This window comes from Sphingomonas sp. UBA978, assembly GCF_002292295.1.
Taxonomy (GTDB): domain Bacteria; phylum Pseudomonadota; class Alphaproteobacteria; order Sphingomonadales; family Sphingomonadaceae; genus Sphingomonas.
In genome coordinates, this window is record NZ_DBBS01000020.1 from 215451 (window position 1) to 241735 (window position 26285).

A 26285-nucleotide genomic window follows, 5' to 3' on the forward strand; every position below is an offset into this window, starting at 1 on the left:
GGCAGGGTTGTGCCCGATCGTCGCGGCGGAGCCAATGGCGGGGCTTTGCATGTCCGATCTTTCGTGGCATGGCCTGCCGCGACATACCCGATCTTCAGATTCGGGTTTCAGGAGATCCCGATGGCAACCGCCGCCGAACTCGACCCGCTCGCCGCCTTTCGCGAAGAGGCGCGGACCTGGCTCGCCGATCATTTCCCGAAAAGCCTCGCGCATCAGGATGCCGGCCTGTCCGCACTGGAAGGGCCGCACGATCCGACCCCGGACGAGGCCGCCTGGACGAAGGCAATGGGCGACAAGGGCTGGGGGGTGCCGACCTGGCCGCGGGCCTATGGCGGCGGCGGCCTGTCGCGTGCCGAGGCGCGGGTCTTGCAGGAGGAGATGGCGCGTATCGGTGCCGCCAATCCGATCGGCGGCATGGGCGTGATGATGTTCGGCCCGACCCTGCTCGAATATGGCACCGAGGAGCAGAAGCAGGAACATATCCCGGCGATCGCGCGCAACGCGGTGCGCTGGTGCCAGGGCTATTCCGAGCCCGGCGCCGGCTCCGACCTCGCCAGCCTGCAGATGTCCGCCGAGGACAAGGGCGATCATTATCTCGTCAACGGCCAGAAGACGTGGACCAGCGGCGGGCAATGGGCCGACAAATGCTTCGCGCTGGTCCGCACCGACCGGACGAAGAAGCATGAGGGCATCAGCTTCCTGCTGATCGACATGGATTCGCCCGGCGTCGAGGTGAAGCCGATCCGCCTGATCTCCGGCGCGTCGCCGTTCTGCGAGACCTTCTTCACCGACGTGAAGGTGCCCAAGGGCAATCTGGTCGGGCGCGAGGGCGAGGGCTGGACGATCGGCAAGCGCCTGCTCCAGCACGAACGCTCCAGCCTGTCGGGCGGTGGCGGTTCGGCCGGGCGCCTGCTCGCCGGCAAGCCGTTGAGCCAGGTCGCCAAGGACTATCGCGGCACCGATGACGCCGGCCGCCTGTCCGACGCCGACCTGCGCATGCGCCTCGTCCGGCACGAGATGGACACGCGCGCCTTCATGCTGACGCTGCGTCGCGCGGCGCTGGAGGCGAAGTCCAATGCCGGCCCGTCGGCCGCGACCTCGATCATGAAGAACGTCGGCGCCCGCATCACGCAGGATCGCGCCGAGCTCGGCATCGAGATCATGGGCATGAACGGCCTCGGCTGGGAGGGCGAGGGCTTCTCCGAGGCCGAACTCGCGCAGACCCGCACATGGCTGTGGGGCAAGGCGGTATCGATCTACGGCGGCAGTTCCGAAATCCAGAACAACATCGTCGCCAAACGCATTCTCGGCATGCTGGACCACCAGTAACCGGGCACCCGTTGGAGGGGAGCGGGGGGACGGCGCAAGCCGATCCTCCCGCCAATTTTGCAGGAACAGACATGGCCGTCCTCACCGAAGAACAGACGATGCTGCGCGACATGGCGCGCGAATGGGCGGACAACGAATCGCCCGTCACCGCCTTTCGCAAGTTGCGCAACGCTGCGCCGGCGGAGGGCTATGACGCCGCCGCCTGGGCCGAGATCGGCCAGATGGGCTGGGGCGGCATCGTCATTCCGGAGGAGCATGGCGGATCAGCGCTCGGCTATCTGTCGCTCGGCATGGTCGTCGAGCAATTGGGGCGCAACCTTGCCGCCAGTCCGCTCGCCTCGACCGGCCCCGCCGCCAGCGCGATCGTGCTCGGCGAGAGCGAGGCGGCGAGATCCGACTGGCTGCCGCGCATCGCCTCGGGCGAGGTCGTCGCGACGCTCGCGATCGACGAGGGCCCGGTGCACGGCGGCCCGATCGCGACGCGCGTCGAGGGTGGTCGCCTGACCGGCACCAAGCTGTTCGTCGCGGAGGGCGACAGCGCCGCGCTGTTCGTCGTCGCGGCGCAGGACGGCCTGTATCTGGTCGCCGGCGACGCGGGCGTCCGCCGCTCGCCGCGCCGCATGGCCGATGCGCGCAGCCATGCCGAGGTGCGCTTCGACGACGCCCCCGCGGTCCGGCTCGGCGGCGTCGATCTGACGGCGCGCGTGGTCGATTACGCCACCGCGCTGGTCACAACCGAATTGCTCGGCCTCTCCGAACAAGCGTTCGCCACCACCAACGACTATCTCAAGACCCGCGTCCAGTTCGGTCAGGCGCTCAGCACCTTCCAAGCGCTGCAGCATCGCATGGCGAAGATGCTGACCGAGCTCGAACTGATGCGCTCGGTGGTCGAGGGCGCGCTCGAGGCGATCGATTCCGGCCGCTCCGATCGCGATCAGGCGGTCAGCCTCGCCAAGGCGGTCGCCGGCGACACCGCGAAACTGGTGACTCGCGAGATGATCCAGCTCCACGGCGGCATCGGCATGACCGACGAACACGACGCCGGCTTCTACATGAAGCGCGCTGCGGTGCTGGAGGCGATGTGGGGCAACTCCGCCTTCCATCGCGAACGCTTCGCCCGCCTCAACGACTATTGATCGCGTCGCGGGCATTCCGGTTTCGCACGAATAAGGTAGATGTTCGCGCGAAGGCGCGAAGACGCGAAGGTGGACCTTTCGGGGCGCCGCAGGCTCTCATCACAGCCTATGCCGGGTGACGATCTAGCCTCGCCGGCAACATCTTTGCGTCTTCGCGCCTTCGTAAAAACCCTTATTCTCTCTGCGCCCTCCGCGCCTCTGCGCGAACCATCAAGCCGCCGGCAAAGCCCGGTCGTCGAACAGTCCGAACAGCAACGTCGAGGCATACATACCGATCGCCCGTTCGCGCGGCATCGTCGCCGCCCATTTGCGCATGTCGAACGCCGCATTCTGTAGCGCCATCAGCGCCTGCGCTGCCACCAGCGCATCGACGGCGCGGATCGATCCTTCGGCGATCCCGTCCATGATCGTTCCCGCGAAGCGGCGCGCGATGCGGTTCGAGCGGTCGACCATCGCGGTGCGGACGACCCCCGGCAGGCCGCTTAGCGCAGTCGTCCGCAACAGCGGCGCGCGTTCGGCGAACTGGACGTCGAGCAAGGTCGCGATCGTGCTCGCCAGTCGCTGCCAGTGCGAGCCGCCGGCTTCGTCCGCCAGCCGCTGCGCATCGCTGATCGTGTCGAAGCTGCGGCGGTAGCAGGCGATCACCAGATCGTCCTTGGCGTCGAGATGGTGGTAGAAGCTGCCCTTGGTGACGTTCAGCTCCGCCGCGATCCGCTGCACCGACGCACCGCGATAGCCCAGTTCGTTGATGAGCCGCGTCGCGGCGAGCAGGAAGGCGGCGCGACCCGGCTCGATCTCCTCATGCTCGAGGTCGATCGGCACCGGCGCCCAGCGCACGTCCGCCCCCGCGATGCCGCGCTCGAACACGTCCATCAGCCGCGCTTCGACCCGGTCATATTGGTCGGGCTCGTACCGGACCAGCCACACCGGCAGCCAGAAGGTGTTCTCCAGCAGTACATGCGCCCGCGCGCCGAAAAGGTCGGTCTGCGCCCGCGACGTCGCCGGGCCCCACAGCGCGCGGGTTCGCCGGAACACCTCGCGCCAGCGATTTAGCAATCGGGTACGGTTCGGGTCTTCTGTGGCGCGAAGATCGGACAGCACCGCCATCGCGCGATCCTCGCCGCGCTGCACCCGCGCCAGCCGGTCCATGTTGAGCGACAGATAGCGACGGACGCGCTCCCGCGGGGTCGGTGCCGCCATCGCCTCGTCGATCATCGCCAGCAACTGTTCGAGCGTATGCTCGAACGCCGCCGCCGCCAGATCCTCCTTGCGCTTGAAATAATAGGTGACGCTGGTGGTGTTCAGCCCTACCCGCCGCGCGACGTCGGCGAAGGTCATGCCCTTTGCGCTCTGTTCGTTGATCGCCTCCGCCGCGGCGGACAGGATCGCGTCACGCTTCGCCCGGAAGCGCTTCGTTCCCTGTTCTTCCCCGTTGCCGATTTCGCTCCCGCCGCTGCCGGCGTCCGCCCCCGTCTGGTTCATCCTGCCAGTGTATCGACTGCGCTTTCGAAGAAACAGTGTTTTCTGGCGGGCCACGCGTCCAGGCGTGAAAAAGCGGCCATCGACCGCTCTGCGGGACTTTACCGAATGTACGGTACGGCCTAAACCCCCGGTCAAAGACGTTTGGAGAGAGCCACATGGACTTCACCCTCAGCGAGCGCGAGACCTATTTCCGCGATCGGGTGCGCAGCTTCATCGACCAGGAGATCCGGCCCCGGATCCCCGAACATGACGCGCAGGAGCATGAGGGCGAGCGCTGGAAGGTGATCCCGGTCATCGAGGCATGCAAGGAAATGGCGAAGGCCGCCGGCCTGTGGAATTTCTTCATGCCGCCCAATTCCGGCCAGACCCATGTCGACGACAGCTTCGCCTTCGAAGGGACGCAGCTCACCAACCTCGAATATGCCCTGTGCGCCGAGGAGATGGGCAAGGTGGGCTGGGCGTCGGAGGTGTTCAACTGTTCCGCGCCCGACACCGGCAACATGGAGGTGTTCCACCGCTACGGTACGCGCGAACAGAAGGAGCAATGGCTCGGCCCGCTGATGCACGGGCAGATCCGCTCCGCCTTTCTGATGACCGAACCCGCGGTCGCCTCGTCCGATGCGACCAACATCGAAACCTCGATGGTGAGGGATGGCGATCATTACGTCATCAACGGCCGCAAATGGTGGTCCTCGGGCGTCGGCGATCCGCGCTGCAAAGTCGCGATCGTCATGGGCAAGACCGATACCTCGGCGAAGCGCCATGCGCAGCAGAGCATGATCCTGATGCCGATGGACGCGCCCGGCGTGACGATCGAGCGGATGCTCACCGTCTACGGCTACGACCATGCGCCGCACGGCCATGGCGAGGTGGTGATGAAGGACGTGCGCGTGCCGGTCGAGAACGTGCTACTCGGCGAGGGGCGGGGGTTCGAGATCGCGCAAGGGCGGCTCGGGCCGGGGCGCATCCACCATTGCATGCGGACGATCGGCGTGGCCGAGACGGGGATCGAGGCGATGGCCAAGCGGCTGCTCGGCCGCGTCGCCTTCGGCAAGCGGCTCGCGGATCATTCGGTATGGGAACAACGCATCGCAAAGGCCCGGATCGACATCGAAATGACGCGCCTACTGTGTCTCAAGGCCGCGGACATGATGGACAAGGCCGGCAACAAATCGGCGCAGCTCGAGATCGCGATGGTCAAGGTCGCCGCACCGACGATGGCGCTGCAGATCCTCGACGATGCGATCCAGGCGCACGGCGGCGGCGGCGTCAGCCAGGATTTCCACCTCGCCCATGCCTGGGCTGCGATGCGCACGTTGCGCTTCGCCGATGGTCCGGACGAGGTCCACAACCGCGCCATCGCCCGCGCCGAGTTCGGGAAATACGGCGACTATGCCGCGGAGCGGCCGACGCGGTGATTGGGGAAGCCGGTCCTTTGCCCGATCGTCAACCCGGCGAACGCCGGAACCCATCGACACGAAGCGTCGGCGACGGCGCTTATCTCCGACCGTTTGCAACCATGGATCCCGGCGTTCGCCGGGACGACGGGGTAGGCAGGCCGGTCGCCCAGCAACAAGGCTCCGCACGATGAAAGCCGCCGTCCTTTTCGAACCGAAACAGCCGCTCAGCATCGAGGAGGTCGCCGTCTCGAACCCGGCGGCGCATGAGGTGCTGATCCGCACCGTCGCGGTCGGCGTCTGCCGATCGGACCTGCACTTCGTCGACGGCATCTATCCGCATGCACTCCCGACCATCCCCGGCCACGAGGCCGCCGGCGTGGTCGAGGCGGTCGGCAGCGAGGTGCGCACCGTCAAGGTCGGCGACCATGTCGTCACCTGCCTCAGCGCCTTTTGCGGCCAGTGCGAATTCTGCGTTACCGGCCGCATGTTCCTGTGCGTCGATGCGGGCGTACGGCGGCCGAAGGGGGCAGCCCCCCGGCTGACGCTCGGCGACCGGCCGGTGGCGCAGATGCTCAACCTGTCCGCCTATGCCGAGATGATGCTGGTCCATGAACATGCCTGCGTCGCGATCGACCCCGACATGCCGATGGACCGCGCGGCGCTGATCGGCTGTGCTGTGACGACGGGGGCGGGCGCGGTCTTCAACACTACCGACGTGACGCCGGGCGAGACGGTGTGCGTCGTCGGGTGCGGCGGCATCGGCCTCGCCGCGGTCAACGCCGCCAAAATCGCCGGCGCGGGCAAGATCATCGCGCTCGATCCGGTGCCGGAAAAGCGCGCGCTCGCCGAAAAGCTGGGCGCGACGCACAGCATCGACGCGCTGTCCGACACCGCGGCGGACGAGGTGGTCGAGATCACGAAGGGCGGCGTCCATCATGCGATCGAGGCGGTCGGCCGCCCGCAGAGCGCCGCGACTGCGGTCAAGGTGCTGCGCCGCGGCGGTACCGCGACGATCCTCGGCATGTTGCCGCCGACCGAGAAGGTCGGCCTGTCGGCGATCGACCTGCTGTCCGGCAAGAAGCTGCAAGGCGGGCTGATGGGCAGCAACCGCTTCCCGGTCGATATTCCGCGGCTGGTCGATTTCTACATGCGCGGGCAGCTCGATCTCGACACGATCATCGCGGATCGCATGCCGCTGGAGCGGATCAACCACGCCTTCGACGAGCTGCGCAAGGGGGATGCCACCCGCAGCGTGATTACCTTCGGATGACGCCCTGTCGTCCCGCTTCCGTCATCCCCGCGCAGGCGGGGATCCAAAGCCGCCACATGTGTGAAAGAGCCGCAACGTCAGCGTGTGAGGATTGTCGCTTTCGCGGGAATGACGATGAAGGGATGACCATTACAGCATGACCGACACCATCCCCGTCCCGGAAAAAGACCGGCTCAACGATGCGAATCTCACCGCCTGGATGGAGGCGAACGTCGCCGGCTTCACCGGCCCGCTCACCTACGCCAAGTTCGCCGGCGGCCAGTCCAACCCGACCTATCGCGTCGACAGCCCGTCGGGCGCCTATGTCTTGCGTCGCAAGCCGTTCGGGCCGCTGCTGCCGTCCGCGCACGCGGTCGATCGCGAATATCGCCTGATCGCCGGCCTGTATCCGACCGGCTTCCCGGTCGCCAAACCCTATGGTCTGTGCACCGACGACACCGTCATCGGATCGATGTTCTACGTCATGGCGCTCGCCGACGGGCGCAACCTGTGGGACGGGACGCTCCCGGATCACGCGCCGGCGGAGCGCACCGGCATCTACAATGCGATGGTCGATACGCTCGCCGACCTGCACAACACCGACCACGTCGCCGCGGGCTTGGGCGATTACGGCAAGCCCGGCAATTACTTCGCGCGGCAGGTCGAGCGCTGGACGAAACAATATCGCGCCAGCGAAACCGAACATATGCCCGAGGTGGAGAGCCTCATCGCCTTCCTGCCGCGCACCGTACCCGAACAGACGCGGACGTCGATCGTCCATGGCGACTATCGCATCGACAACATGATCTTCGCGCCCGCCGAACCGCGCGTGATTGCCGTGCTCGACTGGGAGTTGTCGACGCTCGGTGATCCATTGGCCGATTTCAGCTATTTCCTGATGAGCTGGGTGACCGAACCCGAAGGGCGCTCGGGCGTGAAGGGGCGGACCGGGCCGGACACCGGCATCCCGACGATCGAGGCGATGACGCAGCGCTATTGCGCGCGCACCGGCCGCGACGGCGTGCCCGATCTCAACTGGTATTTCGCGTACAACCTCTTCCGCCTGACCGGCATCGTCCAGGGCATCAAGAAGCGGATCGTCGACGGCACCGCCTCCAGCGCGCAGGCCGAACGCTCCGCGGCGCAGGTCCATCGTCTCGCCGCCGCGAGCTGGCATTTTGCCCAGGCGGCTGGGGCATAATTCACCTATCCGAGAGGGTTACATGTCGCTCTTCGATCTGACCGGCAAGGTCGCCGTCATCACCGGTTCCTCGCGCGGGATCGGCAAGGCCAGCGCGGTCGAACTCGCCCGCGCCGGCGCCCGCGTCGTCATCAGCAGCCGCAAGCAGGACGCCTGCGACGCGGTCGCCGCCGAGATCAACGCGGCGTTCGGCGAGGGGCGTGCGATTGCGGTCGCCGCCAGCATTTCGTCGAAGGAGGCGCTGCAGCATCTCGTCGACGAAACCCGCCGCGCGTTCGGCCGCATCGACGTGCTCGTCTGCAACGCTGCATCCAACCCTTATTACGGTCCGATGGAGGGCATCGCCGACGACCAGTTCCGCAAGATCCTCGACAACAACATCCTGTCCAACCACTGGCTGATCCAGATGGTGGTGCCCGAGATGCGGCAGCGTCGCGACGGATCGGTCGTCATCGTCTCGTCGATCGGCGGGTTGCGCGGGTCGCCGATGATCGGCGCATACAACGTGTCGAAGGCGGCGGACTTTCAGCTCGCGCGCAATTATGCGGTCGAATACGGCCCCGACAATGTGCGGGTGAATTGCATCGCGCCGGGCCTCATCAAGACCGACTTCGCCCGTGCCTTGTGGGACACGCCGGAGGCGGAGACGCGATCGAGCCAGCATACGCCGCTGCGACGCCTCGGCGATCCGATCGATATCGCCGGCGCGGTCGTCTATCTCGCGTCCGATGCCGGTCGCTACATGACCGGTCAGGCGATGGTCGTCGACGGCGGGGTGACGATCTGATGGCGCGTTTCACCGGCAAATCGATCGTCGTCACCGGGGCAGGCAGCGGCATCGGCCGTGCGGCAGCTATCCTATTCGCCGGCGAAGGCGGGCAGGTGATCGTCGCCGACCGGACGGAGGGCGCCGACGAAACCGCGGCGGCGATCGTCGCGAACGGCGGCACCGCTCATGCCATCCGCATCGATGCGGGTGTCGAGGAGGACGTCGTCCGCGCCATCGCGCTGGCCTGTGACCGGTTCGGCGGACTCGACGTCATGTTCGCCAATGCCGGCATTTCGGGGGGCATGGCCAATATCTTCGATACCGACGTCGCGCTCATTACCGACGTGTTGCGTGTCAACCTGATCGGGCCATTCCTCGCGATCAAGCATGCCGCGCCGCGGATCGCCGAACGCGGGCAGGGCGCGATCGTCCTCACCGCCAGCGTCGCCGGCATCCGATCCGGCGCGGGCTCTCCCGCCTATTCCGCGTCCAAGGCGGGGGTCATCAATCTGGCGGCGGTGGCGGCGCAGCAGCTGTCGGGCAGCAATGTCCGCGTCAACGCGATCTGTCCCGGCCTGACCGAGACGGGGATGACCCGGCCGACGTTCGACTATGCCCGCGACGCCGGCAAGATGGACCGTCTCGGCCGCCTCAATCCGTTACGCCGCGGCGCGCAGCCCGATGAACTGGCGAAGGTCGCGCTGTTCCTCGCCTCCGACGATGCCAGCTACGTCAACGGACAGGCGATCGCGGTCGACGGCGGCCTGTCCTCGAGCCATCCGGTGACCCGCCAGGAATTTGGCAAAACGGCGGTCTGAATGACTTGAAGCGGTAACCCGTGCGGGTCAGGATGTGGGGATGAGCCTGATTCTCGCGACCACTCTTCTGGCAGCCCCCGCCGTCCAGAGCGTAGAACCGATCACACTGGTTCCCCGCTCTGCCGGTCCGAACACCGGTATTGTGGCATCGCCACGGCAGGAACTCGGCCGTTGGGTAATGAGTCCGGTGCTTTGTGCCGATACTGCGGGTGTCGGGCTCGTAGCGCAGGCGGCGGTCCGGGTGCCAGAGCCGCAGCGGTTCCTGGGCTGGAACGGTGTCAGTCCGCGACGCACGCTGACGCTGGACTTTCGTATCGATGAGGACGGGCGCCCGTTGTCGATCGCGCGCCGCACCGTCGGCGGCTTCGTCTACGTCCCCGACGCAGAAGACGTCGTCCCCGCCTTCGCGGCGAGCCGCTTCGCACCCGGCGCGGCACGGACGCGCTGCACCGCCACGTTCTCTGCCGATCTCACGCCGATCGCCGCCGCTCCGATCGAGGACGTGATGGCCTATTCGGTGTTCCCAGCGACGCGGCCGACCGCGGCGATCTGGGATCGGTTGAAGACGCCCGGCGCCGATTGCACCGATCCCGCGCCCGACGTGCTGCTGCGCGCCTTTCCGGCATTCAGGACGATGCCGGATCAGCCGGGATACCGGACGTGGAGCATGACCGCCTACGACCTCGACCGATCGGGCAGGCCGCGCAACGTGCGGACGATCGGCGGCAGCGGCACGCTGGCGCTCGATCGCGCCTCGCGGGAGGCGGTCGCGCGCTCTCGGTTCGAACGCGGCGCACGGACGGGATGCTTCTATCCCTATTACAAGAATGCCGCGATCCTCCCCGCGCCCGCAGCGCCGACGGAGGACGAGATGCGGCCGGTCGGGGCGACCTGTCCGCACGACCACAGCTGGAATCAGGCGCCGGCGCTTCGCTATCCGACGCCCTATTGGCGGCGCAGCATCGAAGGGTGGGCGGTGGTCGCCTATGACGTCGCGCCCTGGGGCCAGACCGGCAACATCCGCGTCCTGAAAGCGGAGCCGAGCGCGGAATTCGGCGACGCGGCAATGGCGATGATCCGCGGCGCCACGCTGAAGACCGCCGGCACGGGCTATGTCGGCTGCGTCGACCGCGTCCTCTACGTCATGCGCAAACCCGGCACTCCCGCAAAAGCAGGCGAACCGGACGCGATCGTCGATTGACCACTCAGTCCCGTGGCGCGCGTCTTCGGATGAGCCCCTCCTGCGCGACGCTCGCGACCAGCCGTCCGTCGGCGGTGAAGATGCTGCCGCGGTTCATGCCGCGTGCATGGCCGGCCCAGGGGCTCTGGGTGGTGTAGAGCAGCCATTCGTCGGCACGAAAGGGTTCGTGGATCCATAGCGAATGGTCGAGGCTAGCGGTCTGCATCTCTGGCATCAGCCAGTTGACGCCGTGCGGCATCATCGCCGTCGCGAGCAATGCCATGTCGGAGGCATAGGCCAGCGCCGCGCGGTGTACCGCCGGATCGTCGCCGATGGCGGCGGCGGTGCGGAACCAGGCGGCGTTGTTGGGCGGGCGCTTCTCGGGCGCGAACCAGCTGCGCGGATAGAGCGGCAGCATCTCGATCGCATTCTGCCGGCGCGTGAAGAAATCGCGGTATTTCTCCGGCACCTGATGTGCGACCGCCTGTCGCAGTTCGCGTTCGGACCTCAGCGTCTCGGGAGCCGGCACGTCGGGCATGACATCCTGATGATGCAGGCCGTCCTCGGGCGTCTGGAACGAGGCCGCCATGGTGAGGATAGGTTGCCCCTGCTGTGTCGCGACCACGCGCCGCGTCGCGAAGCTCTTGCCCTCGAAATCGCGGGTGACCTGATAGACGATCGGGAAATTCTCGTCGCCGGGACGCATGAAATAGGCGTGGAGCGAGTGCGCGTCCTTGCCCGCGACCGAGCGCTGCGCTGCCTGCAACGCCTGCGCGATCACCTGTCCGCCGAACACGCGGCCCCGCCCGCCGGGCTGGCGCGAACCGCGGTAGAGATCGGTGTCGATTTCCTCGACGTCGAGCAGGGTGACGAGCATCGCCGCCAGCTCTTCGGGCGAGCGTTCGGTGAACGCCGCCATCAATAGCCCGCCGCCTTCGCCAGCCGGTCGGCATGGAAGCCGACGTCGCCGAACATCTCGGCGAGCACGCGCGCGCGCTTCATGTAGAAACCGATGTCATATTCGTCGGTCATGCCGATGCCACCATGCATCTGGATGCCCTCCTGCACGCTCAGCGTCGTCGCCATGCCGGTCATCGCCTTGGCGATCGACACCGCATCGTCCGCATCCGCGCCGCCGTCGAGCAATTGCTGCGCCTTCAGCACCGCGGCGCGCGCCACCTCCATCTCGGCATAAAGATGCGCGGCACGGTGCTGGAGCGCTTGGAAGCTGCCGATCGCGACGCCGAACTGCTTGCGCTCCTTGAGGTAGCCGACGGTCATGTCCATCGCGCCGCCGCCGACGCCAAGCAGCTCCGCCGCGGCGCCGGTACGTCCGGCGCGCAGCAGCCGCCCGAGCGGGGTGCGCCCCGCATCGACCTCGCCGATCACCGCATCGGCATCCACCTCGACCCCCTCGAACGCGATCCGCGACGCGAGGCTCGAATCGGCGAGGCGTTCGGGCGTGGCGGTCAGGCCGGCGGTATCGCGCGGGACGGCGAACAGGGTGACGCCTTCCGCCTCGTCGGGCGATCCCGCCGTGCGCGCCGCGACGATCAGCAGGTCGGCGACATGGCCATGGGCGACGAACTGCTTGGCGCCGGTCAGGCGAAAGCCGTTGCCCGATCGCGCCGCGGTCATCGCGATCCGGTCGCGGTGCTTGGCGCCCTCGTCGATCGCCAGTGCGGCGACGGTGTCGCCCGCGACGATGCCGGGGAACCAGCGCTCCGCCTGCGCCGATCCTTGCAGCGCTGCGACCGCCGCGACCGCGGTGGCGAGGAAGGGGGAGGGGGACAGGTTGCGCCCGATCTCCTCCAGCACCACCCCCGCCTCGACATGGCCGAGGCCGAGGCCACCCTGCGTCTCGGGGATCAGGATGCCGTTGAGGCCCATTTCCGCGAACTGCTTCCACAAGTCGCGGCTGAAGCCGGTCGCATCGTCGGCGTCGCGCAGCGCGCGGAGGTGCGACACCGGGGCATGTTCGGCGACGAAGTCCTTCGCGGTATCGCGCAGCATCGTCTGTTCGTCATTGAGGTAGAGAGGCATTGATCGTCTCCTGAGCCCCCTCCGCGCGGGAGGGGGATCGATGGTCTATGCGCCCGGCAGTTCGAGGATGCGCTTGGCGATGATGTTGAGCTGCACTTCCGACGTGCCGCCCTCGATCGAATTCGCCTTGGTCCGCAGCCAGGCGCGGGGGCCGGCGCCGGTGTTCGACCGCTCGCTCTCCCATTCCAGCGCGTCCGATCCGCCCGCCGCCATCAGCAGTTCGTGCCGATCCTTGTTGAGCTCGGTCCCGACATATTTCATCATGCTCGGCTGCGCCGGATGCGCCCGCCCGGCCTTCAGCTCGTCGATGAAGCGTTCGGACATCGCCGCGAACGCCTTGGCCCGCACCTCGAACAGCGCGATCTGCGTGCGCAGCACCGGGTCTGCCAGCCGCCCGTCATGATCGAGCCCGATCGTCGCGATCGCCCCCTCGATCAGCGGATTGCGCCCGCCATGGCCGAGGCCCATGCCGGAGATCATCTCGCGCTCGTGACCGAGTAAGTATTTCGCGACGTCCCAGCCCTTGTTCTCGTCGTGGATGCGGTTCGCCTTGGGCACCTTCACATTGTCCATGAAGGTTTCGCAGAAGGGCGAATAGCCGCTGATGAGCAGGATCGGCCTGGTCGAGACGCCGGGCGTCTCCATGTCGAACAGGACGAAGCTGATGCCGCCCTGCTTGGACGCCTTGCTGGTGCGGACGAGGCAGAAGATCCAGTCCGCCTTGTCGGCATAGCTGGTCCACACCTTCTGCCCGTTGACGATATAATGGTCGCCGCCATCGTCCGCGCTCGCCGCCAGCCCGGCGAGGTCGGAGCCCGCATTGGGTTCGGAATAGCCCTGGCACCAGCGGATCTCGCCGCGCGCGATTCTGGGCAGATGTTCCAGCTTCTGCTCCTCGGTGCCGTATTTGAGCAGTGCCGGCCCGAGCATCGAGATGCCGAAGGAATTGAGCGGATTGCGCGCGCGGATCGCCGCCATTTCCTCGCGCAGGATCTTGGTTTCGGCCGGCGACAGCCCGCCACCGCCATAGGCCGTGGGCCAGTCCGGCACCGTCCAGCCGCGCGAGGCCATCCGGTCGAGCCAGTCCTTCTGCGCGGGCGACGACGGCTTGAAATTGCGTCCGCCCCAGCAGACGTCGGCGTCGGAGCGCACCGGCTCGCGCATCTCGGGCGGGCAGTTTTCCGCCAGCCATGCGCGGGTCCGGTCGCGGAACGTGTCGAGTTCGGTGTCGGTCATGGTCACTCTCCGAACGGGGTTACTTGATGCTGCCCGACGTCAGGCTCTGCGCAGGGGTGAAGCCATGCTTCTCAAGCCCTGCCACAACCTTGTCGTAACCCTCGGATTTTGCCCAGAACATCGGGCCGCCGCGATAGACCGGCCAGCCATAGCCATAGATCCACACGACATCGACGTCGGACGCGCGCTGCGCCATCCCCTCCTCGAGGATCAGCGCGCCCTCGTTGACCATCGTGTAGAGCGTCCGCTCGACGATCTCCTCGTCGGTCACCGCATGCTGGGGCGTGCCGGTCTTCTCGCGCCATTCGGCGATGATCTCGGCGACGCGGGGGCTGGGGGAGGGGTTCCGCTTCTCGTCGTAATCGTAGAAGCCCGCCTGCTTCTTCTGCCCCCAGCGGCCCTCGGCGGCGAGCGCGTCGCGGACGTTCTCGATCCGGTTCGGGTCGCGGTGCCAGCCGATGTCGACGCCGGCAAGGTCGGCCATCTGGAACGGCCCCATCGGCATGCCGAACGCGACATGGACGCGGTCGATCTGTTCCGGCGTCGCACCTTCCAGCAAGAGCTTGTTCGCCTCGACCTGCCGCGGCATCAGCATGCGATTGCCGATGAAGCCATAGGTCACGCCGGCGACCACCGCGACCTTCCGGATCGTCTTGGCGAGGTCCATCACCGTCGCGAGCACGTCGGGCGCGGTCTTCGCGCCGCGCACCACCTCCAGCAGTTTCATGACGTTCGCCGGCGAGAAGAAGTGCATGCCGACGACATCCTGCGGCCGGCTCGTGCAGGCGGCGATCTCGTCCACGTTGAGATAAGAGGTGTTCGACGCGAGGATCGCGCCCGGCTTGGCGATGCCGTCGAGACGCGTGAAGATCTCCTTCTTCACGTCCATATTCTCATACACCGCCTCGATGATGAGGTCGCAATCGGCGAGCGCATCGAAATCCAGCGTCGGGGTGAGCGCGCCCATCGCCGCCGTGACCTGCTCGGGCTTCATCCGGCCCTTCGCCGCGGTCGCCTCGTAATTCTTGCGGATCGTCGCCGTGCCGCGGTCGAGCGCCTCCTGCTGCATCTCGACGATCGTCACCGGAATCCCGGCGGACAGGAAGTTCATCGAGATGCCGCCGCCCATCGTGCCGGCGCCGATCACGCCGACACGCTTGATCGGGCGCCGCTGCGTATCCGCGGGAACGTCGTCGATCTTCGCGGCCTGCCGCTCGGCGAAGAAGATGTGGCGCTGCGCGGCGGACTGCGTCCCCGTCATCAGCTTCATGAATTCCTGCCGTTCGAAGGCGATGCCCTCGGCGAACGGCGTTTCCGTCGCTTTGACGACACAGGCGATATTCGCGGCGGGCGCCTCGAACCCGCGGAAGCGGCGGGCGTTGTCCTTCTGGAAGGCGGCGACCGCCTCGGGATCGGGCTTCGCCTCCTTCTCCGAGGCGCGCGGGATCGGCCGCGCCGCCTTGATCTCGCGGGCGAAGGCGATGGCGTCCGCCTCCAGACTGTCCTCGCCGACGATCCGGTCGATCAGGCCCGCTTCCTGCGCCTTCTTCGCCGGGATCGGATCGCCCTTGGCGGTCATCTCCAGTGCCATGCGGACACCGGCGATACGCGGGATGCGCTGCGTGCCGCCCGCGCCGGGCAGCAGGCCGAGCTTCACCTCGGGCGTGCCGATCTTCGCCGAGGGCACGGCAACACGGTAATGGCAGCCCAATGCGACCTCGCAGCCGCCGCCCAGCGCAGTGCCGTGGATCGCGGCGACGACCGGCTTGGTCGAGGCCTCGATCAGGTCGACGACGGTCGGCAGGCCGGGTTCGACCATCGGCTTGCCGAATTCGGTGATGTCGGCGCCCGCGAAGAAGGTGCGGCCGTCGCAACGGATCACCATCGCCGCGATCGACGCGTCGGCGACGCCTTCCCGGATCGCGGCGTCCAGCCCCTGCCGCACCGCCGCGCCGAGCGCGTTGACGGGCGGGTTGTCGGAAATGATGACGAGCACGTCGTCATGGCGTTCGGTACGGATCGGCGAGGTCATGGGAAACACTCCGGTGACGAAGAAAGGGGAAGGGGCTCAGTTCAACGCGGCGTAGATCATCGTCTTCAGCTCGCGGCGGATCGGGTATAGGCCGGACGGGCTCAACTGGGTCATGAACACCATGTGGAGCCGCTCGACGGGGTCGATGAAAAAGGCGGTCGAGAACATGCCGCCCCAGTAATATTCGCCCTGTGACCCCGGGATCATCGTCCGCGCGACGTCCTGCGTCACCGCGAAGCCAAGGCCGAAACCGGTGCCGGCATTCTGCGTCTCGCTGAACAGCGATCGCGACAGGCTGGCGAGGTCCTTGCCGCCGGGCAGATGGTTCATCGTCATCAGGTCGAGCGTCTTGCGCCCGACGATGCGTACGCCGTCCAGCGTGCCGCCCTGTTCGCACATCCGGCAGAAGCGGTGATAGTCGAGTGCGGTCGACACCAGTCCGCCACCCCCCGACAGCAGCTTCGGGCGCCGGCTCCACGCGCTCGCTTCGCCGCGGTCGTAGAGCACGCGGCCCTTGCCCTCGACCAGCGTATAACAGTCGGTCAGGCGATCGATCTTGTCCTCCGGCACCGCGAAGAAGGTGTCGTGCATGCCCAGCGGCGCGAAGATACGGGTCTGGAAGAAGGCGTCGAGCGTCTGCCCCGACACCCGCTCGACCACCGCGCCGAGAACGTCGGTCGCCACCGAATAATTCCAGCCTTCGCCGGGCGAGAATTCCAGCGGCAGCTTGCCGAGCGCGGCGACGAAGCCGTCGAGGTCGAGGTTGCCGTGCCAGTTTTCCATTTTCGATTCGCGATAGGCGGCATCGACGTTCGACCGGTTCTGGAAACCATAGGTCAGGCCGGCGGTGTGGCGCAGCAGGTCGAGCATCCGCATCGGCTCGCTGGTCGGCCGGGTGACGAACGGCACGCCGCCGCCGCCGCCATTATAGACGCCGAGGCCCCTGAACTCCGGCAGGATGTGATGGACCGGGGTGTCGACCGCGACCTTGCCCTCCTCGACCAGCATCATGAACGCGATCGAGGTAATCGGCTTGGTCATCGACGCGATGCGGAACAGCGACCGCTGGTCCACCGTGCCGCCGCCCTCGCGCGCCGCGCCCTGGTGCGAGAAATGCACGATCTCGCCCTCGCGTGCGATCAGCAGCTGCGCGTTCGGCAACAGGCCGGTGTCGAGGTAGCGCGCCTTCAGGAACGCATCGATCGCGGCCAATCGCCTGCTATCCATGCCCTGAACGCTCGCGGCGGTGTTGGTCATCCTCTGCCATACCCCATTTTCTAACGTTCCTATCCTATTGCCTTGAGCGGCAGCGGAATCAACTATAACCTTTCATCGAAACGCGGGTTTTCGACGACCCGCTCGACAGGTGAGAGAGGAAGCTGATTGTGGCGAGCGAACCGATCGTGGCCCTGCCGCCCTCGTGGCCGGCGATGTCGCTGCCGCAGGCGCAGGCGCTGCTGACCGCCCCCGGCGCGAAGTTCGAGATGGCGCAGGCCGACATCCGCGGCGTGCCGACCCGCGTCTGGAAGAATGCGCCGCCGACGATGCGCGTCCTGCTGGAGGCGAGCCGCGGCCATGCCGATCGCCTGTTCGTGATCTACGAGGACGAACGGGTGAGCTACGAGGCGCATTACCGCGCCGCCGCCGCGCTCGCCGCGCATCTCGTGGCGCTGGGCATCGGCAAGGGCGACCGCGTCGCCCTGGCGATGCGCAACCTGCCCGAATGGCCGGTCGCGTTTTTCGCCGGCGTGTCGATCGGCGCGATCATGGTGCCGCTCAACGCGTGGTGGACGGGGGCGGAGCTGGAATATGGCCTGCGCGACTCGGGCGCCCGCGTGCTGATCGTCGACGGCGAGCGCCACGGGCGGCTGGAGCCGGTCTATGCTGCGCTGCCCGGACTGGAACGGGTGATCGTCGCGCGTGCGACCACGCCGCTGGCGGCGGGGACCGAGCGGCTCGAGGAGGTGATCGGCACGCCGCACGACTGGACGGCGCTACCTGAGGCGGCGCTGCCGGCGGCCGACATCGCGCCCGACGACGATGCAACGATCTTCTACACCAGCGGCACCACCGGCGCGCCCAAGGGGGCGCTCGGCACCCACCGCAACTTCATGACCAACATCATGTCGAGCGGCTTCACCGCCGCACGCAGCTATCTGCGCCGCGGCGAGACGCCGCCCGAGCCGACGCCGCGCGTATCGCTCACCGTCATCCCGATGTTCCACGTCACCGCCTGTTCGGCGGGGATGATGGGGGCGATCGCGAGCGGGTCGACGATGGTCTTCCTGCGCAAATGGGATGCGACGCGCGCGCTCGAGATCATCGAGCGCGAACGGGTCAACATGACCGGCGGCGTGCCGACGATCGCCTGGCAATTGCTCGAACACCCGGACCGTGCGCGATACGACCTCTCGTCGCTCGATACGATCGCCTATGGCGGCGCGCCGTCCGCGCCCGAGCTGGTCCGCCGCATCTATCAGGAATTCGGCGCCTTGCCCGGCAACGGCTGGGGCATGACCGAGACGACCGCGACCGTCACCCAGCATGGCGGCGAGGATTATCTCAACCGCCCCGACAGCGCCGGTGCACCGGTCGCGACCGCGGATATCGAGGTGCGGGGCAGGGACGGCGTCACCGTACTGCCGCCGGACACGATCGGCGAGCTGTGGGCGCGCGGGCCGATGATCGTCAGCGGCTATTGGAACAAGCCCGAGGCGACCGCGGCCACCTTCATCGACGGCTGGGTGCGCACCGGCGACCTCGCCCGGATCGACGCAGAGGGGTTCCTGTTCATCGCCGACCGCGCCAAGGACATCGTCATCCGCGGTGGCGAGAACATCTATTCGATCGAGGTCGAGAACGTCCTCTACGCGCATCCCGCGGTCACCGATGCGGCGCTGGTCGGCATTCCGCACCGCACGCTCGGCGAGGAGCCGGCGGCGATCGTCCATCTCTGCCCCGGCTGCGCGGCGACCGAGGCCGAATTGCAGGCCTTCGTGCGCGAGCGGCTGGCGGGGTTCAAGGTGCCGGTGGCGATCCGCTTCCTGCCCGCGCCGCTGCCCCGCAACGCCAACGGCAAGATCCTGAAGAAGGACCTCAAGGCGCTGTTCGAGGACCGGGTCGCCGCCATCGCCTGACGCACCCTCAAGAAGCAGGATGGCGGGGCGCGAAAATGCGCTAGAGCAGGGGGATGGCCGACACTCCCGATCCCGCGTCCAGCGCGCCTCCCATGTCTTCCGAAGAGCAGGTGGCGCTGGGCGCGCCGCTGTTGCCGGGGACGCGATCCGAGATCGGGCGGATCGCCTTGCGGCGCGACCGGTTGCTGGCGGCCTTTACATTGATCTCCGGCGTCGGCCTCGCGCTCGGCACGCCGTTCGCGCTCAAGTCCGGCGCGGAGTTCTTCATGCCGCTCACCGCCGCGCTGGTCATCGCCATCGCGCTGGTGCCGGTGCTCGAATGGCTGGAGCGCCGCCGTCTGCCGTCGGCGCTGGCAGCGCTGTTCTGCGTCCTCGTCTTCCTCATCATCGCCAATATCGCGATCGCGGCGATCGTGGTGCCCGCGACCGACTTCTTCCAGTTGCTGCCGAGCCGGATCAGCCGGATCCAGCATAATCTGTCGCCGCTGCTCGACCTCTATTCGACGCTCGAAAAGTCGGTGAACAAGATGTTCCGGCAGATCGCCTCGACCCCGGTCCGCCAGCCGCAGACCGCGGCGGTCGCGCCGCCCAGCTCGATCCTCGAACTCGCCGCCACCTCGGCGCCGACGGTCATCGTCCAGTTCTTCTTCGGCATCCTCATCGTCTTCTTCTTCCTGTCCGGCTGGACCGGCATGCGCAAGAAGACGATCACCGGCCGCACCAGCTTCGACGGCGCGATGGCGACCGCGCGGGTGATCCAGGACGTCGTCGACGACGTGTCGGCCTATCTCGGCACGATCACGATCATCAACCTGACCTTGGGCGGCATCGTCGCGGGCGCCCTGTATTTCATCGGCATGCCCTCGCCGCTGATGTGGGGCGGGATCGTCGCCCTGCTCAACTACATTCCCTATTTCGGGCCGATCATCGCGATGTTCCTGCTCGCGATCGGCGGGATGATGACCTTCACCGACATCTGGGTGGCGATGCTGCCGCCCGCGGTGATGATCGGCTGTCACCTCGTGGAGGCGAATGCGATCACGCCGCTGATCGTCGGGCACCGGCTGACGATCAGCCCGCTGATGATCCTCATCTCGATCAGCTTCTGGGGCTGGGTGTGGGGAACGGCGGGGGCGCTGCTGGCGGTGCCCTTGCTCATCATCATCCAGACCGTGCTCGGCGCGGCGGGCAAGCCCGATATCGCCGGTTTCCTGTTCGAGCACGGTACGCTGGTGCAGCAGGAGCGGGAGCGTCGCCGGCGAAACGACGGTGACGGCGAATAGGCCGTTGACACCCCCGATGCCCTCGCCTAGTTGGCGCGCCTCAACGCTTTCAGCGGGTGTAGCTCAGTTGGTTAGAGCGCCGGCCTGTCACGCCGGAGGTCGCGGGTTCGAGCCCCGTCACTCGCGCCACTTTCCGTTCCGGGAAGCGGGATAAGCTAATCGGAATATGCGGGAACAGCGCATCGCCCAATCGGCGAAGGTCGCGTTCCGACCGCTTTCAGCGGGTGTAGCTCAGTTGGTTAGAGCGCCGGCCTGTCACGCCGGAGGTCGCGGGTTCGAGCCCCGTCACTCGCGCCACCGGTCATCGACCGGGGCGCTTTCCGAAACTCCCCTCAGCGCCAGCGCCCGGTTTCCATCCACAGCAGCAGCGGCCGCAGCGGCATGATCCAGACGATCCCGGTCACCAGATAGAAGGGCAGTTGCAGCCACCACGGCCAGGCGCCGACGATCGCCGACGCGCTGACGATCCCGATGCACCAGATCGCGATCAGCGCGAGGATGATGAACATGCCGGCCGGCTTGCGCCACGAAGGGGTCATGGGACGATCCAGTCTGATTCGGTGGCGATGGCGTGAAGAGGGACGTCCCAGGGATCGGGGAAGAGCGTATCGACCTGCTGCACCGACCAGGCGATGCCGATCCGCCACGCCGCCGGATGCGCGGCGAAGGCGCGATCGTAATGGCCTGCGCCTTGCCCCAGCCGGTTGCCGCGGAGGTCGAAGCCCAGCAGGGGTGTCAGGATGATATCCGGCCGGATCTCGGCCGCCGTCGCATCGGGCTGGCGCAGGCCGAACGGACCGCCACCGAGCGTGATGGCCTCGTCCCAGGCGAGGAAGCGGAACGGCGCTGCGCGCGTCGTGACATGGGGCAGGGCGATGGTGCAGCCGGCGGCGCGGGCCGCGGCGACGAAGGGGGCAGGGTCCGCTTCGCTGCCGATCGGGATATAGCTGGCGACCACCGGCCGGCGAGCGAGCCGCGCCGCAAAGTCATCCGGCACCGCAATCGCGGCGTCGCGCGCGAAGCCGTCGCGGGCTGCACGCAGGCGGGCGCGGAGGGCGAGCTTGTCGGTCATCGCTCCGGACTGCATGCGGGAGGGAAAAGCGGGTGGCGGGACCGCCGTGGCCGTGTGCCAAAGTATCCGCCGACGCCTGTTAACGTCAGGTGGGGACCATATGCATCGGACCAGGGTCCGGACAGGGACAGCCCCCTTGGATGATGAATAGCCTCAGGGATAAAGTAAGGCTCGTACCGGGCAGAACCCGCCACCGCCAATCTAGGGTGTCCGGGCTCCCGTGGCAATGCCCCCGGAGCAGGCACGTCACCCCGCCGCGGGGGCATGCTCCAGCGCCTCGGCCAGCGCCTCCAGCCGGTCGGCGATCCGCGCCAGCGCGGGCTCGCTCACCGCGGCGCCCTCGGGCGGGCGCTGCTCGATCTCCTCGAGGTCGTCGGCGAGCATCAGCGCAACGAACAGCATCGCCCGCTCGCCCGGCACCCCGGCCGCGGCGCGCAGCGCGGCAGGCCAGCGTTTCTCGATCATCGCGCCGAGTTTTTGGAGGCGCGGCTCCTCGCCGTCGCGACAGGCGATCGTATGGGGGCGACCGCCGATGGGGAGCGTGACGTTCGCCATCAGGATGCGGTGCCGCGGGCGATGACGTCGTCCAGCGCGCTGACCGCCTCGGCCATGCGTGCCTTCAGCGCGGCATGGCGGCGGGCGAGCGCATCGCCGGCCGCGGCGCGGGCGTCGATCGCGGTTTCGATACGGGCGATCGCGGCGTCGATACGCTCGACCGCGGTGGGGGTGTCAGCCATCGCGACGACGTAGGCGTGCGGTCGAGGACCGGCAAGACGGCAAACCGGTGCGGCCATTCGTCTCGCCGCGGGAAGCCAACATGTGAAGGCTGCGGTTGACAGGATGGGTCCCCCCCTCGCAAAGGCTGCGCGCCCGGCGCGGCCCCATTCCGTCGCGCACGCAGACCCACGCGAGGAGAGACCAGATGACGGTGAAGGTTGCGATCAACGGCTTCGGACGCATCGGACGCCTCGTGGCGCGTGCGATCATCGAGCGCAATTCGAGCGAACTCGAGCTGGTCGCGATCAACGACCTCGCCGACGCCAAGTCCAATGCCTGGCTGTTCAGCCGCGACAGCGTCCATGGCAAATATCCCGGCACGGTCAGCGCCGAGGGCAACGACCTGGTCATCGACGGCAAGCGCATCCGCGTCACCGCCGAGCGCGATCCCGCCAATCTGCCGCACAAGGAACTGGGCGTCGATCTGGTGCTGGAATGCACCGGCTTCTTCACCGACAACGTCGCCTGCCAGAAGCATATCGATGCCGGCGCGAAGAAGGTGCTGATCTCGGCGCCCGGCAAGGGCGTCGACCTCACCGTCGTCTATGGCGTCAACCACGACAAGCTCACTGCCGAGCACACGATCGTCTCGAACGCCTCGTGCACGACCAACTGCCTCGCGCCGGTCGCCAAGGTGCTGAACGATTCGATCGGGATCGAGCGCGGCCTGATGACCACGGTCCACGCTTATACCAACGACCAGAAGATCCTCGACCAGATCCACCCGGACCTGCGCCGCGCCCGCGCCGCCGCGATGTCGATGATCCCGACCACCACCGGCGCCGCCCGCGCCGTCGGCGAGGTACTGCCCGAACTGAAGGGCAAGCTCGACGGTTCGGCGATCCGCGTGCCGGTGCCGGACGTCAGCCTGATCGACCTGACCTTCACGCCGAAGCGCGACACGACGCGGGACGAGGTCAATGCGATCCTCAAGGCCGCAGCCGAGAGCGGCCCGCTCAAGGGCGTGCTGGTCTATTCGGACGAGCCGCTGGTTTCGATCGACCTGATGCACAGCCCGCAGTCCTCGACCGTCGACAGCCTCGAAACCGCGGTGCTCGACGGCAAGCTGGTGCGCGTCGTCAGCTGGTACGACAACGAATGGGGCTTCTCGAACCGCATGGTCGACACCGCGACCGTGATGGCGAGCTTCCTCTGAACCGAGGACGATCCTTCTGGTTCGTCGCTGCGAGGAGCGTGGCGACAGGGCGACCCGGGGCCGCGCGCAGGCCGCTCCGGATCGCTCCGCTCCGCCCGCAATGACGACGTCGGGTACCGGCGTGCTGGTCGGCATCGCCCGGCACGCCTTTCCGAAGGCGCCGATGGAGCTGCTCGAGGCCGTCGAGGTGACGGTCGAGGGCGGGCTTCACGGCGACTTCCGTGGTGCGGTGAAGCCGGGCGGGCGCGGCAAGCGTCAGGTCACGATGATGGAGCGCATCGACTGGGATGCGGCGATGGCCGAACTCGGCCACACGATTCCCTGGCAGGAGCGGCGGGTCAACCTGCTGCTCGACGGCATCGACATCCCGCAACTGCCCTGCACGCGCATCCGCATCGGCACGGCCGAATTCGAGATCACCGTGGAATGCGATCCGTGCAGCCGCATGGAGACGGTCGCGGCCGGACTGAAGGCGGCGCTGACCCCCGACTGGCGCGGCGGAGCTTGCACGCGCGTCAAGGTCGCCGGGCGGATCGCGATCGGCGATGCCGTGACCATTCTCCCCTGACATTTCAGACACGAAGGAAGACGACGTGACCAAGCCCTTCAAGACGCTCGACGATATGGGTGAGATCAGCGGCAAGCGCGTGCTGGTCCGCGAGGATCTCAACGTGCCGATGGCGGATGGCGCGGTGACCGACGACACGCGGCTGCGCGCCACGCTGCCGACCGTCACCGAACTTGCCGACCGCGGCGCGATCGTGCTGATCCTCGCGCATTTCGGCCGGCCCAAGGGCGTGCCGAGCGCCGACATGTCGCTGTCGATACTCGCGCGGCCGTATAGCAACGTTCTCGGCCGCGAGGTCCGCTACATCGACTGGGAAGGCGCCGAGGAGGCGGTCGCGACGCTGCAGCCCGGCGACATCGCGATCCTCGAGAACACGCGCTTCTTCGGCGGCGAGGAAAAGAACGATCCGGCGGTGGTCGCGCGCTTCGCGAAGCTCGGCGACCTCTACGTCAACGACGCCTTCTCCGCCGCGCATCGCGCCCATGCCTCAACCGAAGGGCTGGCGCGGGCGTTGCCCGCTTTTGCCGGCCGCGCGATGGAAACCGAGCTCGACGCGCTCGAAAAGGCGCTGGGCAAGCCCGAGCATCCGGTCGCGGCGGTGGTGGGCGGCGCCAAGGTGTCGACCAAGCTCGACGTGCTCAAGCACCTCGTCACCCGCGTCGATCATCTCATCATCGGCGGCGGCATGGCCAACACCTTCCTCGCGGCGCGCGGGGTCGATGTCGGCAAGTCGCTCTGCGAACACGACCTGACCGGCACCGCGGACGAGATCCTCGACGCGGCGGACAAGGCGAACTGCACCGTCCATCTGCCCTATGACGTCGTCGTCGCGAAGGAATTCCGCGCCAATCCGCCGGTCCGCACCGTCAACGTCCACGAGGTCGCAGCGGACGAGATGATCCTCGACGTCGGCCCGAGCGCGGTCGAGGCGCTGGGCGACGTGCTCAAGAACTGCCGCACGCTGGTGTGGAACGGCCCGATGGGCGCGTTCGAGACGCCGCCGTTCGACGTCGCGACCGTCAGCCTCGCGCGCACCGCCGCGGCGCTGACCCAGGACGGCAGCCTCGTCTCGGTCGCGGGCGGCGGCGACACCGTCGCGGCGCTCAACCAGGCGGGCGTTGCCGATCGCTTCACCTTCGTCTCGACCGCGGGTGGCGCCTTCCTCGAATGGATGGAGGGCAAGGACCTCCCCGGCGTCGCCGCGCTGATGGGCTGAACGGGGTGGCGCCGCTCAGGCGGGCGGCGCTTCCTTCAGCAGCGGAATGAGGGTGGCGTTGAGATCGTCGAGATCGAGCGCCGCCGCCTTCGCGTAGCGCACCACGCCGGCGCGATCGATGACGTAATTGGTCGGCACGGCACCGTCGATCAGCGGATAGCGTCCCTTGATCCGCTTTGCCGGCGTGATCGCCAGCGCCGCAAACAACGGTTTCATCCGGAACGCAGGCACCGAATCCTCCGTCGCGATCGCGAACACGCGGAGGCCGTGCTTGCGCGTTTGCCGGTAATAGCCGTCGAGCAGCGGCAGTTCGGTACGGCACGGCACGCACCACGTCGCCCAGAAGTTCAACACCACCACCTGACCGCGCAGGCTCGCCAGCGTCACCTTGCTGCCGTCGATGAGCGTCACCTCGAAATCGGGCGCGGGCCGGCCGACGAGCGTCGGGGCCGGCGGCGCCAATGCCGCGGTGAGGGTCCATACCGCCGCGGCGATGGCAGCGCGAAACAGCTTCATGATCGTTCCCCCCTGCGCTCACCAAAGTATGCCGGGGGCGGTCCGTCAACTCCCGCTCCTAACCGGTTGATCCGGCGGGGCAGCCGGGCTATGTTAAACGCGTTAAACAGGAGCCGGCATGCTCGGAGTGCGACTCGACACCGAACTGGAAGATCGGCTCGCCGCCGTCGCGCGCACCCAGGGTCGCAGCAAGAGCGACATCGCGCGCGAGGCGGTCCGCCGTTACGTCGACCTTCACGACGACGCCTATCGGCGTGAGGCGCGGCGCCAGTCGACGCGCGCCTCCGCCCGCGATTCCGCCAGCGACACGACGTTCTGGCAGGATGCCGCCGCATGGAAGTGAAGCATGGCGGCATCGTGCTGGTCGATGGACCCGATGGCGCCCCGGCGCGGCCGTGCGTCGTGGTCCAGTCGGACCTGTTCAACGCCACGCATGCGACGATCACCGTCTGCCCGCTGACCGGCGTCATGGGCAGCGAGGCGCTGTTCCGCGTCGCCATGTCGCCGCGCGAACACAATGGCCTGACCGCGGAATGCGAGGTGCAGGTCGATCGCATCGCCAGCGTCGCGCGCGAGCGGATCATCGCGGTGATCGGCCATGCCAGTCCCACCCGCATGGAGCAGATCGACCAGGCGCTGCGGCGCTGGCTGATGCTCTGACTTTCGTACTGTCCCCAAGGAGCCG

General features: G+C 67.6%; 26 protein-coding genes and 2 tRNA genes. 17 read left to right on the top strand and 11 right to left on the bottom strand.

The features are described 5' to 3' along the window. Positions 1 to 120: 120 nt before the first annotated feature. Positions 121 to 1329, top strand: coding sequence for an acyl-CoA dehydrogenase family protein (locus B2515_RS13530; protein WP_293877121.1), 1209 nt, complete (start codon positions 121 to 123; stop codon positions 1327 to 1329). Between the two features lie 71 nt (positions 1330 to 1400). Beyond that, positions 1401 to 2465: an acyl-CoA dehydrogenase family protein gene (locus B2515_RS13535; protein ID WP_293877123.1), complete on the top strand. Its 1065-nt coding sequence runs from the start codon at positions 1401 to 1403 to the stop codon at positions 2463 to 2465. 210 nt (positions 2466 to 2675) lie between these two features. Here B2515_RS13535 and B2515_RS13540 read toward each other — a convergent pair whose 3' ends face one another. Further along, positions 2676 to 3947 carry a TetR/AcrR family transcriptional regulator gene (locus B2515_RS13540; protein ID WP_293877125.1) on the bottom strand — a complete coding sequence of 424 codons (1272 nt, stop codon included), beginning with the start codon at positions 3945 to 3947 and terminating at the stop codon, positions 2676 to 2678. Positions 3948 to 4102: 155 nt separating this feature from the next. Between B2515_RS13540 and B2515_RS13545 the strand changes: the two genes are divergently transcribed. From B2515_RS13545 to B2515_RS13570, 6 genes are all read left to right on the top strand, one after another. After that, positions 4103 to 5365 (top strand): acyl-CoA dehydrogenase family protein, encoded by a 1263-nt coding sequence (locus B2515_RS13545; RefSeq protein WP_293877127.1) that lies wholly within the window; start codon positions 4103 to 4105, stop codon positions 5363 to 5365. A gap of 169 nt (positions 5366 to 5534) precedes the next feature. Beyond that, positions 5535 to 6617 (top strand): Zn-dependent alcohol dehydrogenase, encoded by a 1083-nt coding sequence (locus B2515_RS13550; RefSeq protein ID WP_293877129.1) that lies wholly within the window; start codon positions 5535 to 5537, stop codon positions 6615 to 6617. Between the two features lie 136 nt (positions 6618 to 6753). Beyond that, entirely contained in the window at positions 6754 to 7797 is a 1044-nt protein-coding gene (locus B2515_RS13555) for a phosphotransferase family protein (RefSeq protein WP_293877131.1), read from the top strand. Between the two features lie 22 nt (positions 7798 to 7819). Beyond that, positions 7820 to 8584: an SDR family oxidoreductase gene (locus tag B2515_RS13560; protein ID WP_293877133.1), complete on the top strand. Its 765-nt coding sequence runs from the start codon at positions 7820 to 7822 to the stop codon at positions 8582 to 8584. After that, complete coding sequence (locus B2515_RS13565; RefSeq protein WP_293877135.1) at positions 8584 to 9384, top strand: SDR family NAD(P)-dependent oxidoreductase; 801 nt, start codon at positions 8584 to 8586, stop codon at positions 9382 to 9384. Before B2515_RS13560 ends, B2515_RS13565 begins: the two co-directional genes overlap by 1 nt. A 241-nt stretch (positions 9385 to 9625) precedes the next feature. Continuing rightward, positions 9626 to 10585, top strand: a complete 960-nt coding sequence (locus B2515_RS13570; protein ID WP_293877137.1) for a TonB family protein — start codon at positions 9626 to 9628, stop codon at positions 10583 to 10585. A 4-nt stretch (positions 10586 to 10589) separates the two neighbouring features. On the opposite strand, the gene B2515_RS13575 is transcribed toward B2515_RS13570, so the two are convergent. Genes B2515_RS13575 through B2515_RS13595 form a run of 5 tightly spaced genes read right to left on the bottom strand, consistent with a single transcriptional unit; the run spans position 10590 to position 17132 of the window. Beyond that, entirely contained in the window at positions 10590 to 11483 is an 894-nt protein-coding gene (locus B2515_RS13575; RefSeq protein ID WP_293877139.1) for an acyl-CoA thioesterase, read from the bottom strand. Continuing rightward, positions 11483 to 12607, bottom strand: coding sequence for an acyl-CoA dehydrogenase family protein (locus tag B2515_RS13580; RefSeq protein WP_293877141.1), 1125 nt, complete (start codon positions 12605 to 12607; stop codon positions 11483 to 11485). The genes B2515_RS13575 and B2515_RS13580 overlap by 1 nt, the downstream gene beginning before the upstream one ends. Positions 12608 to 12652: 45 nt before the next feature. Further along, a complete protein-coding gene (locus B2515_RS13585) occupies positions 12653 to 13843 on the bottom strand; it encodes an acyl-CoA dehydrogenase family protein (RefSeq protein ID WP_293877143.1) in 1191 nt (396 codons plus the stop codon). A gap of 19 nt (positions 13844 to 13862) precedes the next feature. Beyond that, positions 13863 to 15875, bottom strand: a complete 2013-nt coding sequence (locus B2515_RS13590) for a 3-hydroxyacyl-CoA dehydrogenase NAD-binding domain-containing protein (protein WP_293877145.1) — start codon at positions 15873 to 15875, stop codon at positions 13863 to 13865. Positions 15876 to 15911: 36 nt separating this feature from the next. Next, complete coding sequence (locus B2515_RS13595) at positions 15912 to 17132, bottom strand: serine hydrolase domain-containing protein (protein WP_293877147.1); 1221 nt, start codon at positions 17130 to 17132, stop codon at positions 15912 to 15914. Positions 17133 to 17305: 173 nt separating this feature from the next. On the opposite strand from B2515_RS13595, the gene B2515_RS13600 reads away from it, so the two are divergent. The 4 genes from B2515_RS13600 to B2515_RS13615 all read left to right on the top strand — a co-directional run bounded on the left by B2515_RS13600 (position 17306) and on the right by B2515_RS13615 (position 20592). After that, positions 17306 to 19012 carry a class I adenylate-forming enzyme family protein gene (locus B2515_RS13600; RefSeq protein WP_293877646.1) on the top strand — a complete coding sequence of 569 codons (1707 nt, stop codon included), beginning with the start codon at positions 17306 to 17308 and terminating at the stop codon, positions 19010 to 19012. A gap of 53 nt (positions 19013 to 19065) precedes the next feature. After that, complete coding sequence (locus B2515_RS13605; RefSeq protein ID WP_293877149.1) at positions 19066 to 20295, top strand: AI-2E family transporter; 1230 nt, start codon at positions 19066 to 19068, stop codon at positions 20293 to 20295. A gap of 52 nt (positions 20296 to 20347) precedes the next feature. Next, positions 20348 to 20424, top strand: a tRNA-Asp gene (locus B2515_RS13610). Positions 20425 to 20515: 91 nt separating this feature from the next. After that, positions 20516 to 20592, top strand: a tRNA-Asp gene (locus B2515_RS13615). A gap of 35 nt (positions 20593 to 20627) precedes the next feature. Here B2515_RS13615 and B2515_RS13620 read toward each other — a convergent pair. From B2515_RS13620 to B2515_RS13635, 4 genes are all read right to left on the bottom strand, one after another. Then, complete coding sequence (locus B2515_RS13620) at positions 20628 to 20834, bottom strand: DUF2842 domain-containing protein (RefSeq protein ID WP_293877150.1); 207 nt, start codon at positions 20832 to 20834, stop codon at positions 20628 to 20630. Beyond that, positions 20831 to 21367 (bottom strand): 5-formyltetrahydrofolate cyclo-ligase, encoded by a 537-nt coding sequence (locus tag B2515_RS13625; protein WP_293877152.1) that lies wholly within the window; start codon positions 21365 to 21367, stop codon positions 20831 to 20833. Before B2515_RS13625 ends, B2515_RS13620 begins: the two co-directional genes overlap by 4 nt. Before the next feature lie 246 nt (positions 21368 to 21613). Further along, a complete protein-coding gene (locus B2515_RS13630) occupies positions 21614 to 21922 on the bottom strand; it encodes a cell division protein ZapA (protein ID WP_293877154.1) in 309 nt (102 codons plus the stop codon). Continuing rightward, positions 21922 to 22104: a hypothetical protein gene (locus tag B2515_RS13635; RefSeq protein ID WP_293877156.1), complete on the bottom strand. Its 183-nt coding sequence runs from the start codon at positions 22102 to 22104 to the stop codon at positions 21922 to 21924. The genes B2515_RS13630 and B2515_RS13635 overlap by 1 nt, the downstream gene beginning before the upstream one ends. A 185-nt stretch (positions 22105 to 22289) precedes the next feature. Between B2515_RS13635 and gap the strand changes: the two genes are divergently transcribed. The 3 genes from gap (at position 22290) to B2515_RS13650 (ending at position 25084) form a co-directional block, all read left to right on the top strand. Beyond that, positions 22290 to 23300: a type I glyceraldehyde-3-phosphate dehydrogenase gene (gene gap / locus B2515_RS13640; RefSeq protein WP_293877158.1), complete on the top strand. Its 1011-nt coding sequence runs from the start codon at positions 22290 to 22292 to the stop codon at positions 23298 to 23300. Positions 23301 to 23400: 100 nt separating this feature from the next. Next, positions 23401 to 23868: an MOSC domain-containing protein gene (locus tag B2515_RS13645; protein ID WP_293877160.1), complete on the top strand. Its 468-nt coding sequence runs from the start codon at positions 23401 to 23403 to the stop codon at positions 23866 to 23868. A 25-nt stretch (positions 23869 to 23893) separates the two neighbouring features. Continuing rightward, positions 23894 to 25084, top strand: coding sequence for a phosphoglycerate kinase (locus B2515_RS13650; RefSeq protein WP_293877162.1), 1191 nt, complete (start codon positions 23894 to 23896; stop codon positions 25082 to 25084). Between the two features lie 15 nt (positions 25085 to 25099). Here B2515_RS13650 and B2515_RS13655 read toward each other — a convergent pair whose 3' ends face one another. Next, entirely contained in the window at positions 25100 to 25600 is a 501-nt protein-coding gene (locus tag B2515_RS13655; protein WP_293877164.1) for a TlpA family protein disulfide reductase, read from the bottom strand. A gap of 118 nt (positions 25601 to 25718) precedes the next feature. Between B2515_RS13655 and relB the strand changes: the two genes are divergently transcribed. Next, the gene (relB, locus tag B2515_RS13660; protein WP_293877165.1) at positions 25719 to 25943 is read left to right on the top strand and encodes a type II toxin-antitoxin system RelB family antitoxin; all 225 of its coding nucleotides are present in this window, start codon (positions 25719 to 25721) and stop codon (positions 25941 to 25943) included. Beyond that, complete coding sequence (locus tag B2515_RS13665; RefSeq protein WP_293877166.1) at positions 25934 to 26260, top strand: type II toxin-antitoxin system PemK/MazF family toxin; 327 nt, start codon at positions 25934 to 25936, stop codon at positions 26258 to 26260. Before relB ends, B2515_RS13665 begins: the two co-directional genes overlap by 10 nt. The last annotated feature ends 25 nt before the right edge of the window (positions 26261 to 26285 follow it).

Bases quoted from the DNA above. Each gene is read 5' to 3' on its own strand.
- B2515_RS13530 (WP_293877121.1), top strand. From the start codon at position 121: ATGGCAACCGCCGCCGAACTCGACCCGCTCGCCGCCTTTCGCGAAGAG.
- B2515_RS13535 (WP_293877123.1), top strand. From the start codon at position 1,401: ATGGCCGTCCTCACCGAAGAACAGACGATGCTGCGCGACATGGCGCGC.
- B2515_RS13540 (WP_293877125.1), bottom strand. From the start codon at position 3,947: ATGAACCAGACGGGGGCGGACGCCGGCAGCGGCGGGAGCGAAATCGGC.
- B2515_RS13545 (WP_293877127.1), top strand. From the start codon at position 4,103: ATGGACTTCACCCTCAGCGAGCGCGAGACCTATTTCCGCGATCGGGTG.
- B2515_RS13550 (WP_293877129.1), top strand. From the start codon at position 5,535: ATGAAAGCCGCCGTCCTTTTCGAACCGAAACAGCCGCTCAGCATCGAG.
- B2515_RS13555 (WP_293877131.1), top strand. From the start codon at position 6,754: ATGACCGACACCATCCCCGTCCCGGAAAAAGACCGGCTCAACGATGCG.
- B2515_RS13560 (WP_293877133.1), top strand. From the start codon at position 7,820: ATGTCGCTCTTCGATCTGACCGGCAAGGTCGCCGTCATCACCGGTTCC.
- B2515_RS13565 (WP_293877135.1), top strand. From the start codon at position 8,584: ATGGCGCGTTTCACCGGCAAATCGATCGTCGTCACCGGGGCAGGCAGC.
- B2515_RS13575 (WP_293877139.1), bottom strand. From the start codon at position 11,483: ATGGCGGCGTTCACCGAACGCTCGCCCGAAGAGCTGGCGGCGATGCTC.
- B2515_RS13580 (WP_293877141.1), bottom strand. From the start codon at position 12,607: ATGCCTCTCTACCTCAATGACGAACAGACGATGCTGCGCGATACCGCG.
- B2515_RS13585 (WP_293877143.1), bottom strand. From the start codon at position 13,843: ATGACCGACACCGAACTCGACACGTTCCGCGACCGGACCCGCGCATGG.
- B2515_RS13590 (WP_293877145.1), bottom strand. From the start codon at position 15,875: ATGACCTCGCCGATCCGTACCGAACGCCATGACGACGTGCTCGTCATC.
- B2515_RS13595 (WP_293877147.1), bottom strand. From the start codon at position 17,132: ATGACCAACACCGCCGCGAGCGTTCAGGGCATGGATAGCAGGCGATTG.
- B2515_RS13600 (WP_293877646.1), top strand. From the start codon at position 17,306: ATGTCGCTGCCGCAGGCGCAGGCGCTGCTGACCGCCCCCGGCGCGAAG.
- B2515_RS13605 (WP_293877149.1), top strand. From the start codon at position 19,066: ATGGCCGACACTCCCGATCCCGCGTCCAGCGCGCCTCCCATGTCTTCC.
- B2515_RS13620 (WP_293877150.1), bottom strand. From the start codon at position 20,834: ATGACCCCTTCGTGGCGCAAGCCGGCCGGCATGTTCATCATCCTCGCG.
- B2515_RS13625 (WP_293877152.1), bottom strand. From the start codon at position 21,367: ATGACCGACAAGCTCGCCCTCCGCGCCCGCCTGCGTGCAGCCCGCGAC.
- B2515_RS13630 (WP_293877154.1), bottom strand. From the start codon at position 21,922: ATGGCGAACGTCACGCTCCCCATCGGCGGTCGCCCCCATACGATCGCC.
- B2515_RS13635 (WP_293877156.1), bottom strand. From the start codon at position 22,104: ATGGCTGACACCCCCACCGCGGTCGAGCGTATCGACGCCGCGATCGCC.
- gap (WP_293877158.1), top strand. From the start codon at position 22,290: ATGACGGTGAAGGTTGCGATCAACGGCTTCGGACGCATCGGACGCCTC.
- B2515_RS13645 (WP_293877160.1), top strand. From the start codon at position 23,401: ATGACGACGTCGGGTACCGGCGTGCTGGTCGGCATCGCCCGGCACGCC.
- B2515_RS13655 (WP_293877164.1), bottom strand. From the start codon at position 25,600: ATGAAGCTGTTTCGCGCTGCCATCGCCGCGGCGGTATGGACCCTCACC.
- relB (WP_293877165.1), top strand. From the start codon at position 25,719: ATGCTCGGAGTGCGACTCGACACCGAACTGGAAGATCGGCTCGCCGCC.
- B2515_RS13665 (WP_293877166.1), top strand. From the start codon at position 25,934: ATGGAAGTGAAGCATGGCGGCATCGTGCTGGTCGATGGACCCGATGGC.